The 16,177-nt window shown below is 47.4% G+C and carries 10 protein-coding genes; 2 read left to right on the top strand and 8 right to left on the bottom strand.

The genetic code is table 11. The annotated features are described in order from the left end of the window. Positions 1 to 15: 15 nt before the first annotated feature. From IPF95_04420 to IPF95_04400, 5 genes are all read right to left on the bottom strand, one after another. Positions 16 to 1,641: a T9SS type A sorting domain-containing protein gene (locus tag IPF95_04420; protein ID MBK6473939.1), complete on the bottom strand. Its 1,626-nt coding sequence runs from the start codon at positions 1,639 to 1,641 to the stop codon at positions 16 to 18. 2 nt (positions 1,642 to 1,643) lie between these two features. Further along, positions 1,644 to 3,692: a hypothetical protein gene (locus IPF95_04415; GenBank protein ID MBK6473938.1), complete on the bottom strand. Its 2,049-nt coding sequence runs from the start codon at positions 3,690 to 3,692 to the stop codon at positions 1,644 to 1,646. Positions 3,693 to 4,194: 502 nt separating this feature from the next. Beyond that, positions 4,195 to 4,950: a response regulator gene (locus tag IPF95_04410; protein MBK6473937.1), complete on the bottom strand. Its 756-nt coding sequence runs from the start codon at positions 4,948 to 4,950 to the stop codon at positions 4,195 to 4,197. Positions 4,951 to 4,957: 7 nt separating this feature from the next. Beyond that, the gene (locus tag IPF95_04405; protein ID MBK6473936.1) at positions 4,958 to 7,981 is read right to left on the bottom strand and encodes a PAS domain S-box protein; all 3,024 of its coding nucleotides are present in this window, start codon (positions 7,979 to 7,981) and stop codon (positions 4,958 to 4,960) included. Between the two features lie 74 nt (positions 7,982 to 8,055). Next, a complete protein-coding gene (locus IPF95_04400; GenBank protein ID MBK6473935.1) occupies positions 8,056 to 9,591 on the bottom strand; it encodes a hypothetical protein in 1,536 nt (511 codons plus the stop codon). 498 nt (positions 9,592 to 10,089) lie between these two features. Here IPF95_04400 and rpiB point away from each other — a divergent pair, with 498 nt between their 5' ends. Both rpiB and IPF95_04390 read left to right on the top strand, forming a co-directional pair. Continuing rightward, positions 10,090 to 10,530: a ribose 5-phosphate isomerase B gene (rpiB, locus tag IPF95_04395; protein ID MBK6473934.1), complete on the top strand. Its 441-nt coding sequence runs from the start codon at positions 10,090 to 10,092 to the stop codon at positions 10,528 to 10,530. Positions 10,531 to 10,533: 3 nt separating this feature from the next. Next, the gene (locus IPF95_04390) at positions 10,534 to 12,048 is read left to right on the top strand and encodes a M28 family peptidase (GenBank protein MBK6473933.1); all 1,515 of its coding nucleotides are present in this window, start codon (positions 10,534 to 10,536) and stop codon (positions 12,046 to 12,048) included. A 1-nt stretch (position 12,049) separates the two neighbouring features. Here the strand turns inward: IPF95_04390 and IPF95_04385 are convergent, their stop codons facing one another. The 3 genes from IPF95_04385 to IPF95_04375 all read right to left on the bottom strand — a co-directional run bounded on the left by IPF95_04385 (position 12,050) and on the right by IPF95_04375 (position 16,172). After that, entirely contained in the window at positions 12,050 to 13,330 is a 1,281-nt protein-coding gene (locus IPF95_04385) for a TlpA family protein disulfide reductase (protein ID MBK6473932.1), read from the bottom strand. 88 nt (positions 13,331 to 13,418) lie between these two features. Then, positions 13,419 to 14,981, bottom strand: a complete 1,563-nt coding sequence (locus tag IPF95_04380; GenBank protein MBK6473931.1) for an aldehyde dehydrogenase family protein — start codon at positions 14,979 to 14,981, stop codon at positions 13,419 to 13,421. Positions 14,982 to 15,263: 282 nt separating this feature from the next. Next, on the bottom strand, positions 15,264 to 16,172 hold the full coding sequence (locus IPF95_04375; GenBank protein MBK6473930.1) for a class I SAM-dependent methyltransferase: 909 nt from the start codon (positions 16,170 to 16,172) through the stop codon (positions 15,264 to 15,266). Between the last annotated feature and the right edge of the window lie 5 nt (positions 16,173 to 16,177).

Genomic DNA, 16,177 nt, shown 5'->3' with positions numbered 1-16,177 from the left:
GAAATCCGGCAATTTCTACTGCACGATCACTTTGCGTGTGATCTGCTGCCCCAGCTGATCGAAGCGTATCAAAAAGGCACCACGCATTTCCGAAGGCATTCTGATCTCCGTTAACCCGTTCGCATTGGTTCGCCCCGTTGCAAGCGTTCGCCCCGCAAGGTCGGTAATGGTGTAAGAGGAAACAGCCGTAAGTCCATGCACGGTAAAGCTACCGTTGCTCGGGTTCGGGTAGATGTGTAGATCTGGGGCAAGCAGTTCTTCTGCAATACCAATGGGGTCTTGGGTGAGCTTGAGAATGAATGCCTTATCGCCGCTGTAATTTGCAATGTTCACTGAATCAACACTTAAGTTATGGCTTTCAGAAACACCGGCTACATAGATCGCTCCGTTCATGGTCACTAAGTCGGTTGGTCTCTCCCAAGACGATGAACCCGCTACGTGTGTTGTCCTCAATGAAGTCCCGTAAGGGTCCATTAGCTGGATTGCAAAATCGTAAATACCAGCGCTTATAAGCGTGTCGTTGCCAGTGGACAGTGCCTCTTCGAACATGGTTATTACCACGCGGTTCTCGTTCAAAATAGCGATGTTTGCAGCATAATCATTGCCGTAATCCAATGATGGCGTTGTAGTGAAGCCCAGCCGGTCGCCAGCCCCGCTAAAGGTTACATTGAACGAACTAGACCGACCAGCTTCCTGCTGCCCAACGGGTGAAATACCGTTCGAGAAGTACAGCAATGAATCGGTATAGGCACCAACCAACACCACGTTATTGCTTGCATCACATGCTAAAGCCAGTGCAATCGATTCTGCCTCGATTGCATAAAGGATCCGGTACCATTCCAGTACACCCGAAGGGTCGTATTTGATCAACAAGGAGGCGTCATTGGCTTCTGGCTGAAAAATCACCTGTTGCCCGTCGAGGTATACATTGTTTGATGCTGTTATGGATGCCGTTACGTATACGTTGGAATTACCATCGAGCGCAATTCCCCAAGGCTTTTCAAAATCTTCTAACCCAAATACGCTTTGGGTCCAGATCAATGAACCGACATCGGTATATCCCATTGTAATTACCTGTTGGTCCATACGCGCAGTAATAAAAATGTCTCCCGATCCATTCACCACTAAACCGTTCTCCGTTATCCACGCATGCTCGATCGTTTCTGCCCACAATAAGATTCCGTTGGGGTCCATCTTTAAGATCTGCAGCCCATAAAAATCTTCACCCCCAGCTGAGTCACCGAAAAAATAAAGAGTTTCATAGAAGTTAATGGCCACATAGATATTCCCAACATCATCATTGTACACCCTAGGCACCAATATCCCACCTCCAGTATTAAAATCATTTTCAGCAAGTATCGTGATCCACTCTAATCCCAAGTTACTATCATACTTCGCCATATACACAGAGCGGTCGAATTCCGTAACGATCGTATCGGTAGCTATGATCAGTGGCACTGATTGAAATAGGGTGCTAACCGCATAAAGCCCACCATCCTGCGCTGCGGCAATACTTGGTTCGAAATAGGTGGTTGCAATGGGGTGTACTTCGTGGGCGCTCAAGGAGAAGGTTTGCGCCAACAATGAATCCTGAACACCCCAAATCAATAACCCCGTTATTGTTATACAGATTATTTTCATTTTCAATGCGCAGCTAATGGAAGTGGCGTAAATTGGATCAAATCAATACGTTTTGACACTGTTAGCGGGTCCGGTGGCTCGTTTGTACAGGTCTGGCTCAGAAACTGACAAAGCAAATTCTTCCGTCGTTCAAGATCATTGAATCCCGATCTTCTATCACTGATAAAAGGAAACTCGAAATCTCCATCATTCGATGGGTCATAGACATAGAATAACCCACTCATGTTATCATCCCCGGTGTCGCTGTTCAGGTCATCGTCCCATGTCCCAGTTGTCTGGCCCAGATTTAGAACGTACCGGCGTCCTATTAAGAATGGTGAAACACTTTGAAAAAAATTACGATCCCTAACATCCTGAGAAACTGTAAAATTATATCCCGCACCCAAGGTTTGGCCGTTATTACGCCCATTGCTGAGTAATGGCCCGCCTGAATTCCAAGGATAAAAATGCGGGTCTTGCGGAATATCGCTAGCACCATCAAGCGTTGGTAGCCAATACCGAGCCCCCTCACCAAATGCAAGGGCATTTACATGTGTAAAAACGGTTTTAGTCTCCCCCGCATGGCAACCTGCACAAGTATTCACCGAAAGCTGATGCCGGATCAGTTTTGCTTGCTCGGAAGGTTGTAAAGCATCATAGCCACCAGTGGCGGCAACTGCATTCCGATCTAGGTCAATATATTGGGCTTCTTCTCTTCGGACTATACCAGAACCGGATAATAGAGTTGTTGGCATATTAAAGTTTCCATTTAGCACCTGGAATCTATGGCCATTGAAAACCCAATTGATCAAATCACTATTGTTCACTTGTTGGTTACTGTAAAAATCTTCTTGAATGTTCGGTGCGTCATTTGCCGTATGATCGGGGTTGTTCGTTAAGGGGACCAGTGATAATGAATGCGAGACACTCTCCAGTTCAAACTGTCGAAATTCCCAGTCTTGCTCCTCCCAGGCTTCTTCAGCTGTTTGTCCAAGAACAAATGTTGCAAAAGCTTTTTCATTCGTTCGCAAACGATTGATCGCGCTACCATTAATCTTATTCGGAGCAACATTTGGCAGAGTAACCACGTCTGTTATAGCCTGTAGCGCATTCTTATAAGGGTTGTCGGCGGCAGCATTACCAAACGAAAAACCCGGATCTGATAAATTCAACCAAGCGCGTGCAAAGTCTTTCAATTGACAGCGCGTGGTCTGCGGATTACCGTACTCGAATATTACATTCATGCCGCGCCAATCAAACCGACCCACTCCATTGTTTTCCAATGATTCCGTTTGATTTGGGCTTATCGGTATGGAACCGGTCACTGGGTCGATCAGTGTAAAAATGAATCGGGTTTCACCCATATTGGACATTTCAGCTGTGTATCCCGCATTTCCTCGGAGGTCCAGTCGATTTACAATTGCTGTCAACTTAAAGGGGGCAAACTTTCTTATGTCCTCTTCTGGCAGGGCATCCCAAATTGCTTCCCATGTAGACGGGGTAATGGTCAAAAAGGATATCGGATCCACCTTCCTGATCCACGGTTCGATCATTTTATCAAGTGCAAAGTTCCTTGCCTTTACCGTGTAACCATTCACGGATTGGTCGGTGATCCATTGCTTGATCCAATCATTCAAAAAACCACGCAGGCCATCTGCATGCATGCCATTCTCCATGTTGGCCATAAGTGTCCCAAAGGTCCAAGCCCCAAGATGGTCACCATTATTTGTCGCGACATTATAAGTTCGATCTACGTCCTCAACAACCGATAGGTCTGTTATGAATAATGATTTTTCCTTTTCCAATGGTGGGTCACACAATGGGGCCTCCTTAAGATAGACACTGACTTCAACCTCCTTGAATGCGTTGAATGCTTGTACATCAAAAAGCGGCCAATCACCATATTTCACTTCGCGCCCAACGTGTCCTGTGAATACTAAAAAGCGATTCTTCGCCTTCAATGCCAGCTCTGCACTATTGATCCTGCTGATGACATCATTGATCTTGTCGTGCATATAACACGCATATTTTTTATCTCCCTTAATCGAATCAGGCGCTATGCCATCATCCATTAACGCCAGCTCAATTTGGCCTAGTTCGTTATATATATATTCAGCTTAAGAGGTAAAATGCTGTCGCTTTCATAACGTACACGAACCATTAAGTTTTCACCTGTCTGTAAGGGTGTCTTTAGTTGCTTCAGCCAAAACTGTTTTGCATAAGGTGGGTACTGCTCAAACCGGCCCTGTGTGGGCGCAGGAGGTGGAGCAGATGTCACAATAGGTTCCGGCGTGTCGCCAAAGAAAAACCCATAGACCAAGATCGGAACCAATATTAGGGAGAGCGTAGTCTTAATCATCAATATTCTGCTAAAGACGTATCGAATCTACGTATAATTTCCAAGCATTCCCATTTTTACCTTAAGAACACAAGTATGGCAAACGACCTATCCAACGATTGGGTTTTTAGGCCACGACCTCAGTACAGTACAAGGTACATCGCACGCACAGCCATTAAAAGAACAACCCACTGATCAAGGACCAATGGGTTGCACGGAATAGGTTCAGAAAACGATCACACCGTGTTCAAGCGCTTGGCAAGATCGTCCTTGTAGCTACCGCCGATCGGGATCACTTTTTTATCGTTCTCCAAGATCAAGTTCGGTTGCTCGATCGCTGTGATCTTATCCAACCGAACAATGAAGCTACGGTGTACGCGAATGAAATCAGCTTCCGGTAATTTCGATTCGATATCCTTCATGGTGCTGTGAATGGTGTACCGCGTATTGAGGGTATTGATCACCACATAGTCCTTCAGCGCCTCGATGAAATAGATATCTCCGGTCTTCAGTTTTACAAGCCGGCTGTTGCTCTTTACGAACATGATATCGCGGTTGCTGTCCTTGTTCTCCACAAGCGAATACAACAGGTCGCGTTCCTTCAATACCTCAGCCTCTTTCTTGTGCTTATACAACGCCATTTCGATCGATGTATGAATATCGATCTCCTTGAACGGCTTTATGATATAACCGTAAGGCTGTGTCACTTTAGCTCGTGCCAAGGTGCTTTCATCAGCATAGGCGGTCAAGAAAATGACAGGGATGTTGGTCTCCTTTCGGATCGCCTCGGCGGCTTCGATCCCGTTCATTTCGCCCTTGAGCATGATATCCATCAAAATGATGTCGGGCATATATTCAGCGGCAAGTTTTACCGCGTTCTCTCCGGTGTTTGCGGCACCCACCACATTGTACCCCAACTTCTTAAGGCTGTGCTGAATATCCTTGCTTACGATGCTCTCGTCCTCAACAACGAGTACATTGGTTTGGGCCATGGTGCTGTTACTTATGTCGATCAAATGTAAGCAAATAGGTAACCCCTTCGCCGATCACTAGTTGGATCTTGCCATCCAGCTGTTCGGCCAAGGTGTGTACGAGTTCCAATCCCAGGTTGCCATCTAGCTCTGCGTCAAAGCCTTGCTTCACGCCAATGCCGTTATCACTTATTGTGATACGGACCTGCTCTTCCGTGTTCTCCAACTTGATGCGAACCTCTCCTTCGCGTTCATCCGGAAACGCGTGCTTCAGGGCATTACTGATCAGTTCATTCAGGATCAACCCGCAAGGAATAGCTTGGTCGAGCACGAGGTTGGTTGATTTAAGGTCCTTGTGCAACGCTATTTTTCCATTGAGGCTGTAGCTCATCATCAGGTTACTGCTGAGGCCATCAATGTAGTTCGCAAGATCAATAGAGCTGAAGTCCTTCGTCTGATACAAGCTTTCATGAATGAACGACATGCTCCGTATACGATCACGGCTATCCCGCAACAATTCCAGTATGCGTTCATCATTGCCAACGTGCGCACTTTGTAGCGAAAGAATACTACTGATGATCTGTAGATTATTCTTCACGCGATGATGCACTTCCTGCAACAATACCTCTTTTTCACCGAGGCTCTGCATGAGTTTCAATTGCGATTCCTTGCGGTCCGTTATGCCATAACCGATGCACGATATCTCGGTGACCTTGCCATCTGTTATGATCGGATTCAGGAAGGTCTCCACCCAAAGCGATCGCCCGTATTTATTCTTTAGCTCGGCTTCGAATTGTTGCGGAATGCCTTTCCGTGCCGAAGAATATTTAGCTGTTGTTGGTCCGTCTTTTCCTTCTGCAAGCTTGTTGCGCATAAGGGAAACAAAATCATCGCCTTTGGCAAGGAGAAGACCCATGTGCTGCTCCGTGTTCTCGCGGAAATGCTCGTTATAGGAAGTAATACAGAATTCGGTATCAAGCGTCCAGATCATGACGTTGGCAGCATTCTCGAAGATCGCCTTGAGTCGTGCAGCTTGATCGCGGACCAGTTCTTCTGCCTCCTTTTTATCAGTGATCTCATGACCCACTCCAAAGACCTCCTTCACTTTTCCATTATCACCGAAGACCGGGCTTAGGAAGATCTCATTACAAATGCGTTCACCGTTAAGATCGCTCCGATCGGTCTCGAAGCGCACAGGGGTTCCTCCGAATGCTTTTGCGTATTGTTCATTCCAGAACACGTGGTATTCCGGATCAGCGAAAAGTTTTCGCGGCGAGTTCTGATCCAGGTTGATCTCTGGATCCACTCCGTACAAGCGGTGCACCATCATCTGGTATCCACGATTGAACGACGTGAGTTTAATGTCCGGGTCCACGGTCCAGAACAGGTGTTCACTGCTTTCGAAAAGAGCCTTGAGCTTGGCCTCGTGTTCACGCACTTTTTCCTTGGCGGCGTACATGGTCGTTACATCGTGGAAAATACTCCGTGTAGCCACTGGCTCTCCGTTCACATAACGCGCATTGCTGGTTCCTTCCACGTGAATACGTTCACCGCTCTTGGCCACAAAAACGGTATCGATCCTATCCTTCTGCTCACCTTGCATAACACGCACGCGCACTGCCGCATAGCGTTCGCGTTGCATGGGTTCAATAATGTCCAGGATCCGCAGATCCTTTAGCTCTTCATCGGTATAACCAAGCGCTTTCCTCCATGCTGCATTCACATATTCGAACTTACCCTCCGCATCAACACTTTGTATAAGGTCGGTGGCATTCTCGAACAGGTCACGGTATTTTTCTTCACTTGCCTTCAGTGCTTCCTGGTCGCGTTTCAGGTGTGTGATATCCCTTGAAACACCCATCGCGCCTAAATTCTTTCCGTCTTCATCGAATAACCTCGAGGCCGCCAAGTAACTCGTGAACACTTCACCATACTTGGTCATGTTCCGTATTTCACCTGCAAATACACCGTGATCATTCATTTCCTTTTGCACGGCCAGGAACTGGCTTTCATCCGCATATAATTTACGGCTGTTCGTGCCCATTACCTCTTCGGCTTCCCAACCAAAACGCATTGCAGCAGCAGGGTTGTATTCCGTAATAAGACCTTCCTGGTCCGCAGCAAGGATCATGTCCAACGAACTATCCACGAGACTTCTGGCAAACCGTTTGGACAACCGCAGTGCATCTTGTGTTCTACGGTGTTCGGTGATCTCTTGCCGGAGGACCTGATTCACCTCTTCAGCAACATGCACGCGCATACGCTCCTTGATCAGTTCCTGCTGTGAACTTTGATCCTGTATGGTTAACTGGACCGCTCCTATGCCTTCATGCGTTGTTCTCGCTGCAAAAAGCATTATGGCAGCCTCAGGCGCTGAGGTCAAACCTATCTGAACAGGCCCTGCACTGCCCTTCTCTTCCGCAAGCTCCAAGAGCTGTTCGAACTTCGCACGATCATGCTTTTTTACAAGGTCGATCGCCCTAGTGCCTATCAGCTGCCCTCCCAATAATTCATCCGCGGCGGGGTTCGCATAGTTCACAGCGCCCTCCACGATCAATAGGATCCCATCCCGTATATGCTCAACAAGGCTGCGGAAGCTATTGATCAACGCGTGTTGTTCCAATTCTGCTTGCTTGTACCGTGTGATATCGATCAACGAACCATCAATGATACCTGCCTCTCCAGCATGTTCATCCAAGTAGACATTCTCAAGTACGTGGATCGGTTTTCCGTTCTTGTGCTTGAGCAGGATCTCGAAGTTGATCAACTTCTTTTCGCTCTTCAACCGTTCCAAGTATCGATCTCTATCAGCTGAAGAATAATAGAGGTCCAAAACGGAATGGTCCACAAGCTCTTGCTTGTTAGCATAACCAAGCATGTGGGCAAGGGCATCATTGCAGATCAAGATCCTACCTTGAACAGTAGTGCGAAAGACACCAGCAAGATTGCGATCCACCACATCATTGAACTGCTGCCGAAGTTCCTTCAACTCTTTTTCCGGACCATGCGCATGATCCAGATCCGGCCCGGAATTCTTGGGTTCGGTTCGCATGGGACGAAATTACTTAATGATGGACATTGAAATCGTCCTATCATTCGAAGTAGGAAGCGAAAGGTTCAATAGGGTTAAGGTAATTCAGTTGTACCCGCTTCGTAAGGAGGTGGTATTTTTTCTCCATTGATCTTTACCTCTACACCATTCTTGAACTTCGTGGTCATGATCACAATACCTTGTTCATTGTGGAACTCAAAATCACCTTGCTCAAGACCCATTGAAAAGCGACCGTCGTATTTCAGTTGACCATTTGGCCAATACCATTTGTGTTTTCCGTTGGGCTCTCCATTCACAAAGGATCCCACGAAATTCTTCTTTCCACCTTCCACATACGTATGGCGCCATTCACCGTCCTTCAGGCCTTCCTTATATGCACCTTCTTCTCGGTGATCCCCAACTTCGTAGAACCACATACCTTCTTTAAGCCCATCAATATATTCACCCTGAGTGATCACTTTTCCTAATTCATCGTACTCAACGGAGCTGCCATCTTCCTTCCCTTTTCGATACAACTCCTGCCGATGCGTTCTACCATCTTCATAGAACCATTGCCACGTTCCTTGCGGTAAGCCATCCATATAAACCCCTTTCTGCTCTACTTTTCCACTCTTGTGATAAAAGGTCCAATCTCCTTCTTTGCGACCATTGGTATAAGATCCCTCGGCTCGCTTTTCTCCTGATGCGAAGTACTCGGTCCAAGGTCCTTCAAGAGCGCCAATGTTATTGATGGCGCCTTCACTTATCAATTTATCACCCACATAGATCTTCGCACCAACAGCATCTCCATTTTGTGCGAATTCCTTAAAAAGGCCTTCTTTTTTTCCGCTCTTGGAATAGCTCCCTAGGCTACTTACTTTTCCGTTGGGATGGAATGTTCGTTTAATGTCCACCGTCAAACTCTCCTGACCTTTTGCATCGATAACACCAGCGTCATACTTGATCATATCCTTCAAGCTGCCCTTCTCATCGAACGACTTGAAAACGCCCTGTTCCTTGCCATCCACGAAGTTTCCTTCGGATCTTACCTTTCCATTTGGATGAAATTCTTTCCACGGACCTTGTTTCAATCCCTGCCTATCAATACGGTTGATATCCTCACGCCTGCGTAACATCCCCGCACCGTATGTGAGCAATGAAACAACACGCCCATCTTCCGCATACTCATAGCCCTTTCCTTCCTCCTTCCCCTCTTTGAATGGCACTTCTTTTTGGATGATACCATTGGGATGGAAATAGCGCGCCATCCCATCACGTAGGTCATTCACATACAATTCCTCACTTACCAGAACACCTGTGGTATCGAATGAACGAGATGCACCGTTCTTTTTATTCGCTGCGTAATTGATCTCATTCTGCAATGATCCATCCGGTGCATAGAACCTCCAGAGACTATCCAGAAGAAAATTGTCCCGGTTTCCTTCGCTGCGCAAAACACCTGTATCGTAATAGTTCTTCCAGAAACCTTCTGGTTTTCCATTCAATAGAACACCTTCACTGCTCACCTTGCCATTGGGAAAGAAATATTTTGTTGGACCATCTTGATCCGGTTGTGCTGCAAGTTGCAACACACAAATAACAAGAACGATAGTATTGAACACCCTCTTCATCAGAAAATTAAATTCTTTTAAAAAGTTTGATAGTATAGTATGGTCGGTTCATTGTGTTGATGAAGAAATGTCCAGATGTTTGGATATATGGGATATCAAAAGTAACGCACGCGTTATGAACGATCCATCAGCAATTTGAGGAAAGGTCATACCCTGAGTATCTAGGGATGTACTTCATATTATCAACGATCCAGAAATGGGTCGCTTCAATGGTTTTTGTTCAAAGAAGGAGCTGAACTTCGACTGTTTTGATCGTTCGATCAGTGTGTGAACTGGATCGATAAGAGATGTTGTGTTATTGCCCATTTTTCTTAAGTGGAATTTGTGTTGACCGGCTATCTGAATGTTATCACAACTAATGAACAGTTCGGAGCGTGATCGAACGATCCGATCGTTGATAAGCGTTGGATCAATGGGTAGCAAGAACATCAATGCTCTTGTCTTCAGACATATAGCGACTTCGGACCTAACAGCGGTTGTTACGGGTATCTTTGTATTATGACAAAGACCATCTTCATAGGAAGCGATCATGCAGGGTTTGAATTGAAACATATTCTAAAAGATCACCTGCGTAATAAAGGATTCGAAGTTCAGGACAAAGGCACCCATGTTAAGGACAGTGTGGATTACCCGGACTATGCCCATGCGGTTGCAAAAAGTGTTGTAGCGGAACCGGATAGCTTCGGAATTGTCATTTGTGGGAGTGGTAACGGAGTTAACATCAGTGTGAATCGGCATAAAGGGATCCGCGCTGCATTGGCTTGGTCAGAAGAGATCGCAGAACTAGGCCGTCAACATAATAACGCGAACGTATTGTCCTTGCCAGCGCGATTCATTTCTGATGACCTGGCCATAGCAATAGTGGACACGTTCGTATCAACAAAGTTCGAGGGAGGTAGGCATCAACTTCGTGTGAACAAGATCGAACTGGACGCATAGGGAATGAGATATGCATCACTAATTCTCGTTTTGAGTTTAGCGCAGTTCAATGTACAAGCTCAACTAGACAGTATTGCATTGCGTTATGCGAACACGATCACACTGGAAGAACTACATGATCACTTGGTCATATTGAGCAGTGACTCGTTCATGGGACGGGATACGGGAAAAGAGGGTCAGAAAATGGCCGCAGCGTATCTGAAGAAGGAGATCGTTGAGATGGGCATCCCACCCTTACCCGCTTCGGCCCCTGGGTCAATAGTTGATGGCTATTTTCAACAATATGAATTGGTAGAAAGCCGCGTAGGTACGATCACGTTAACGGGCGGTGGCAAAGAGCTGATGTTCATGAAAGAACTGCTCTATTTTAGTGAGTCCCTGCCTCAAGCTCGGGCGGTAAGTGAGGTCGTATACATGGGCAGTGGTAGCACAATGGCTGAAACCAAAGGGTTGAAGGGCAAGGTGGTGATGATCGACGACCCAGGCAATCAGGATATGGCTATGATGGTCGCATTACGCATGAGCAATGATGCCGCAACAAAGGCGGGTGCCGAGGTACTGTTGATCCCCACAAAGCGATTGGAGCTTTTGAAAGAGGAACTTGGGCACTATGCGAGCAGTTCGCGCATGCGTCTGGCAACTGATGTTCCAGAGAAGGTGAAAGAACCACGCGCTCAGTTGATCCTTGTGGACGCCGACGCTATGGACGGTATGCTTGGAAAATGGAAACTGAACAAATTGTCCAGAAAAGGAGCAGGCAAAAAGGTGAGAGTAGACCTTGCTTTGGGAAAGGGTGAAAGTGGACATCGGGTTCTAGCAGAGAACGTGCTGGCCTACATAGAAGGCACGGACAAGAAGGATGAGGTGTTGGTCATAACCGCTCATTATGACCATATTGGCGTAGAGAATGGTGTGGTCTATAACGGAGCGGATGATGATGGTACCGGGACAGTAGCAATTCTGGAGATCGCAGAAGCGTTCGCAATGGCAAAGGCAGACGGCCATGGTCCACGCCGAAGCGTTCTGGTGATGCCGGTAAGTGGCGAGGAGAAGGGTTTGCTCGGTTCAAGTTACTACAGTGATCATCCGGTTTTTCCGTTGGCGAATACCATTGCGGATCTGAATATTGATATGATCGGAAGAAGGGATAGTTCGCACATGACCAGTGATCCGTACATCTACGTGATCGGTAGTGATCGCTTAAGTACTGATCTTCATGTCATGGACGAGAAAGCAAATAGCACCTATACACAGCTCGACCTGGACTATACGTTCAATTCCGAAGATGATCCGAACCGGTTCTATTATCGGAGCGACCATTACAACTTTGCCAAGAAAGGGGTACCAAGTATCTTTTATTTCAGCGGTGTACACGAAGATTACCACCAGCCTACGGACGATGTCGAGAAGATCCTATTTGATCTATTTCACCAACGCACACTGTTGGTATTCCACACGGCCTGGTTGCTTGCAAATGCCCCCGAAAGACCCGTTGTGGACAAGCCCTTGAAACCTTGAGTTACAGCCTGCTCGCCATTGGTATTGCGGGCTCCTTCAGAAGGTCGGTAACGAACAGTTCTATGTCCTGTTTGTATGCCGCATAGCGTTCTGCACCTGTTCCGGGGCCATAGAAACCGGTATGTATCCGCCTTACCATACCATCGCGCCCAATAAATATACAGGTCGGATAGCTCATTACGGCGTTGAGGAATGGCAGTGCCACCGAGGTGCTATCTTTATTTGCGCAGCCCACGAGTGCAATAGGAAAATCGAGATCCAGTCCATCTCTGTACCGTTTTAGGCCGGTAATTGCCTTGGTAGAATTCGGATCGCGCTCAAATGCAAGGGAGATGATGTTCAATCCGTTAGCATGGTGCTTGGAGTACAGCTCTTGAAGCAATCGGCTTTCATCGACGCAATTTGGGCACCAACTTCCCATGATCTGAATCACGAGCACCTTACCTGTGTTCTCCGGAGCCTTTGAGGCCACTACCCCACCATCAATGTCCGGAAAGGACAGGTCCACCATGTCATAACCCTCTTTCAAGTATGTTAGTGAATCTGCATTCCGAAGTTTGAAAGAAGGGTTTCGAAAAGCGATCCAGGGTTCTTGAAAGTGGATCCCGCTCCAGAAACGGCCGCACAGCGTATCATTCTTCAGGAGTGCTTTGAACAAGAAAGCATGGGAGCCATCGAATGTGGAGAGAAATAGAGAATCACCGCGTAGCGTTCCGTCCAAATAACGATAATCGCCTGTTTCTGTAGCGAATGTACCGGTTACATGGTCCCCGTTCTGATGAAAAAGACCAATGGCATCTTCCTCCTGCTCAGTTCCGAAATGCGATTCCCATTGGTTGCCGAGGGTCGCAGTTGTTCCGGTCTGTTCAAACCTTGAAAAGTCACCTGCTTTCGCAGTAAAGGCTATGGCGTAATTGGCCCCTTTGTAATAGTTATGCCATTGCCCCACCAGGGTGCTATCATTCACGATCGAGCCAGTGAATTCGGTGTCGAAATAGGGTAGTTTCCAAACAAAATGATCCTCTTCGAATACTACCTCGTCAACAATGATCGACTCATCTGCATTATGAATGACCACATGCCAAGCGTCAATAGTATGCTCAAGATCGAATAGGAATGGGAGTGCGTGCGTAGTATTCGCTATGGAGTCGGTTAGAGCTAGTTCCATGCGCCAAGGTCCGGTGCGAGGCACCATGGCTTCGCTTTCCGTGTTGTCCGTGCCGCACGCCGAGACCAGCAAGGTCAAGGCGAACAAGAAAGGAGCAATGGAACGAATTTTCATTTAGGTAGCGAAACTAAGGAAGACGCATTATGGCGTGCTCACCCTTTTCGTGAACCCTCGTGATCCTGATCAGTCTTTTCTGTGCTTCCTACAGGTCGAATTTGATCCCTTGGGCAAGTGGAAGTGTCGTGCCATAGTTGATCGTATTCGTCTGGCGTCGCATGTAGGTCTTCCACGCGTCACTGCCACTTTCGCGACCGCCGCCGGTTTCCTTCTCGCCACCGAAAGCGCCACCGATCTCTGCGCCGCTTGTGCCAATATTCACGTTCGCTATTCCGCAATCGCTTCCTACAGCTGAGAGGAATTGCTCTGCTTCAAGAAGGTCGCGTGTCATAACGGCGCTGCTCAATCCTTGTCTTACACCATTCTGGATCGCAATAGCATCGTGGATGTCACCCTTGTATCTGAGCAGGTAAAGAATAGGTGCGAAAGTTTCTTCCTGCACGATGTCCATATTGGACTCAGCCTCGACGACAGCAGGTTTTACGTAGCAACCGCTTGCATATTCCTCTCCGGAAAGAACACCGCCTTCAACAGCGATCGTGGCTCCTTGCTTCTTTGCTGCCAGCAATGCGTTCTCATACATTTTCACAGCATCCTTATCGATCAAAGGACCAACATGGTTCTTTTCGTTCAGTGGATCACCGATACGAAGCTGACCATATGCTTTGATGAGCTTATCGCGGAAGGCGTCATACACCTTATCTTGAATGATCAGACGGCGTGTACTTGTGCAACGCTGACCACATGTACCTACTGCACCGAATACTGCACCGATCAAAGCCATATCCAGGTCTGCCTTATCGCTGATGATAATGGCATTGTTGCCACCTAGTTCTAACAGGGAACGGCCTAGGCGCTGACCAACTGCTGCGCTCACGGCTTTACCCATGCGCGTGCTACCCGTTGCGCTGATCAATTGGATCCGCGCGTCCTTGCTCAACCACTCCCCTACTTCACGGTCACCGTTCACGATCGTACTAACACCTTCTGGAACGTTGTTTCGTTTGAAAACTTCAGCAGTAATATGCTGGCAAGCAATGCTCGCAAGTGGTGTTTTTTCACTCGGCTTCCAAAGGCAAACATTCCCGCAGACCCATGCCAGTGCTGTATTCCAGCACCACACGGCTACAGGAAAGTTGAATGCAGTGATAATACCCACAAGGCCCATTGGATGCCACTGTTCGTACATGCGATGGTCCGGGCGCTCGCTGTGCATGGTCAGGCCGTGTAACTGCCGAGATAGACCTACTGCAAAATCACAGATATCGATCATCTCCTGTACCTCACCAAGACCTTCTTGGTAGCTCTTGCCCATTTCGTAACTCACCAATTTGCCGAGATCATACTTGTGCTTTCTTAGTTCTTCGCCGAGCTGTCTTACAACCTCACCTCGCTTAGGAGCTGGCCATGAGCGCCATTCTAGGAACCCCTCTCGGGCTTTGGCGACCAACTTCTCATATTCGGCCTTGTTAGCACCACGCACCGTACCGACCAAGGCACCATCAACAGGACTGAAGCTTTTCAACTCAAGCCCCTCCCCCTTCAACCAATTGTTGCCCGTACTTACGCCGCTGTTCAGATCCTGAACACCAAGGCGGTTCAATACGTCAGATATTTTGTTGGTGCTTTTTGCAGTAGTCGCTGGCATGTTGTTGAGGTTCGTACCTGGTTTTGAAAATGGAGTGCAAAGGTACGGAGGTGTTGTCGGGGCGACTTCAGTATTGCGGTGATGCGCTGCTCATCTGGACCCGTTTTCAACGAAGCATTTGCTCAGAGTGACGAGTTTACATCTAAGCAGTTGAATCTCAGCGAATTATGATTATCTAGTAATTGCCGCCACAAACGATCGCTATTGCGCGAATCGATAGCTGGGATGGGTGTACTTCCATCGCGAGCCAAAAGTTTCTTGGGTGAGCAAAAAGCGACATTCTCAGGCTTCGAGTTTTTTGGCGATGTATAAAGTGCTAGAAGTTGGCCGTCCGTTGATGAGGGATAAAAAATTTGACCACTTCCCCATCGCGAATCCCTTAATCAGTGAGCTCAGTTTACCGAGACCTTTATATTGCTCGCTAAGCATGGCAATATAGTATGCGTCCATCCACATCCGTTTGGTCTCTAACAAAGTGAAACCATGTTCAAGGAGCAAGGTGTGAATGTCCTTTTGTCTGAAATGTGATAAGTGACGAGGAACATCCCAGGCTGCCCAATGTGGACCGTAATGCTGGGCGTCCCAACTGGAGCGGTCTGGTACGGCTATGATCAAAACCCCTTTGTTGGCCATCAGGGCGAACAGTTTTTTGAAGTGACTTCGCAGGTCCGGAATATGCTCAAGAACGTGCCACATGGTTATGGCGTTGAATTGTTCTTGGTGTGGAAGATCATCTATTGAAGGTACTACGGGAATACTGTAATTCGCAATAACTCCTTCGCGTGTATGGAGGCTTGGTTCGATTCCTTGTACTAAATAGCCCCGGCTCATAAGATGTGCTAGGAATTGACCCGTTCCACAGCCAATATCGAGAATTTTGCCATTAGGCTGACGGGCCTTTAGTAATCGAAATTTTCCGCGCAAAGTGAATCTCCGTGCAAGCTGGTACAGTCTGTCTTGGAGACTAGAATTAGCATTGCTATGTGATATATATTCCTCACTTTGGTAGTACTTACCGAGGTCATTTGATTTGGGGCGAGGGTTGGTAAATCGGAATCCACAATCCGAGCAATCGACAAGGTTGAAATTCTCCTTGGATACTGAGAAGTCAATGACGTTTAGGGCGTGCGTTGCCTGTTCCGATGCGCACAGGGGGCAGTTATTTAGATGTTCCAAAGTGTTATGTTCCACGTGGA

It is taken from the genome of Flavobacteriales bacterium, assembly GCA_016704485.1.
In the GTDB taxonomy this organism is placed as follows: Bacteria; Bacteroidota; Bacteroidia; order Flavobacteriales_F; family PHOS-HE28; genus PHOS-HE28.
This window is presented reverse-complemented; position numbering and strand designations above follow the sequence as displayed.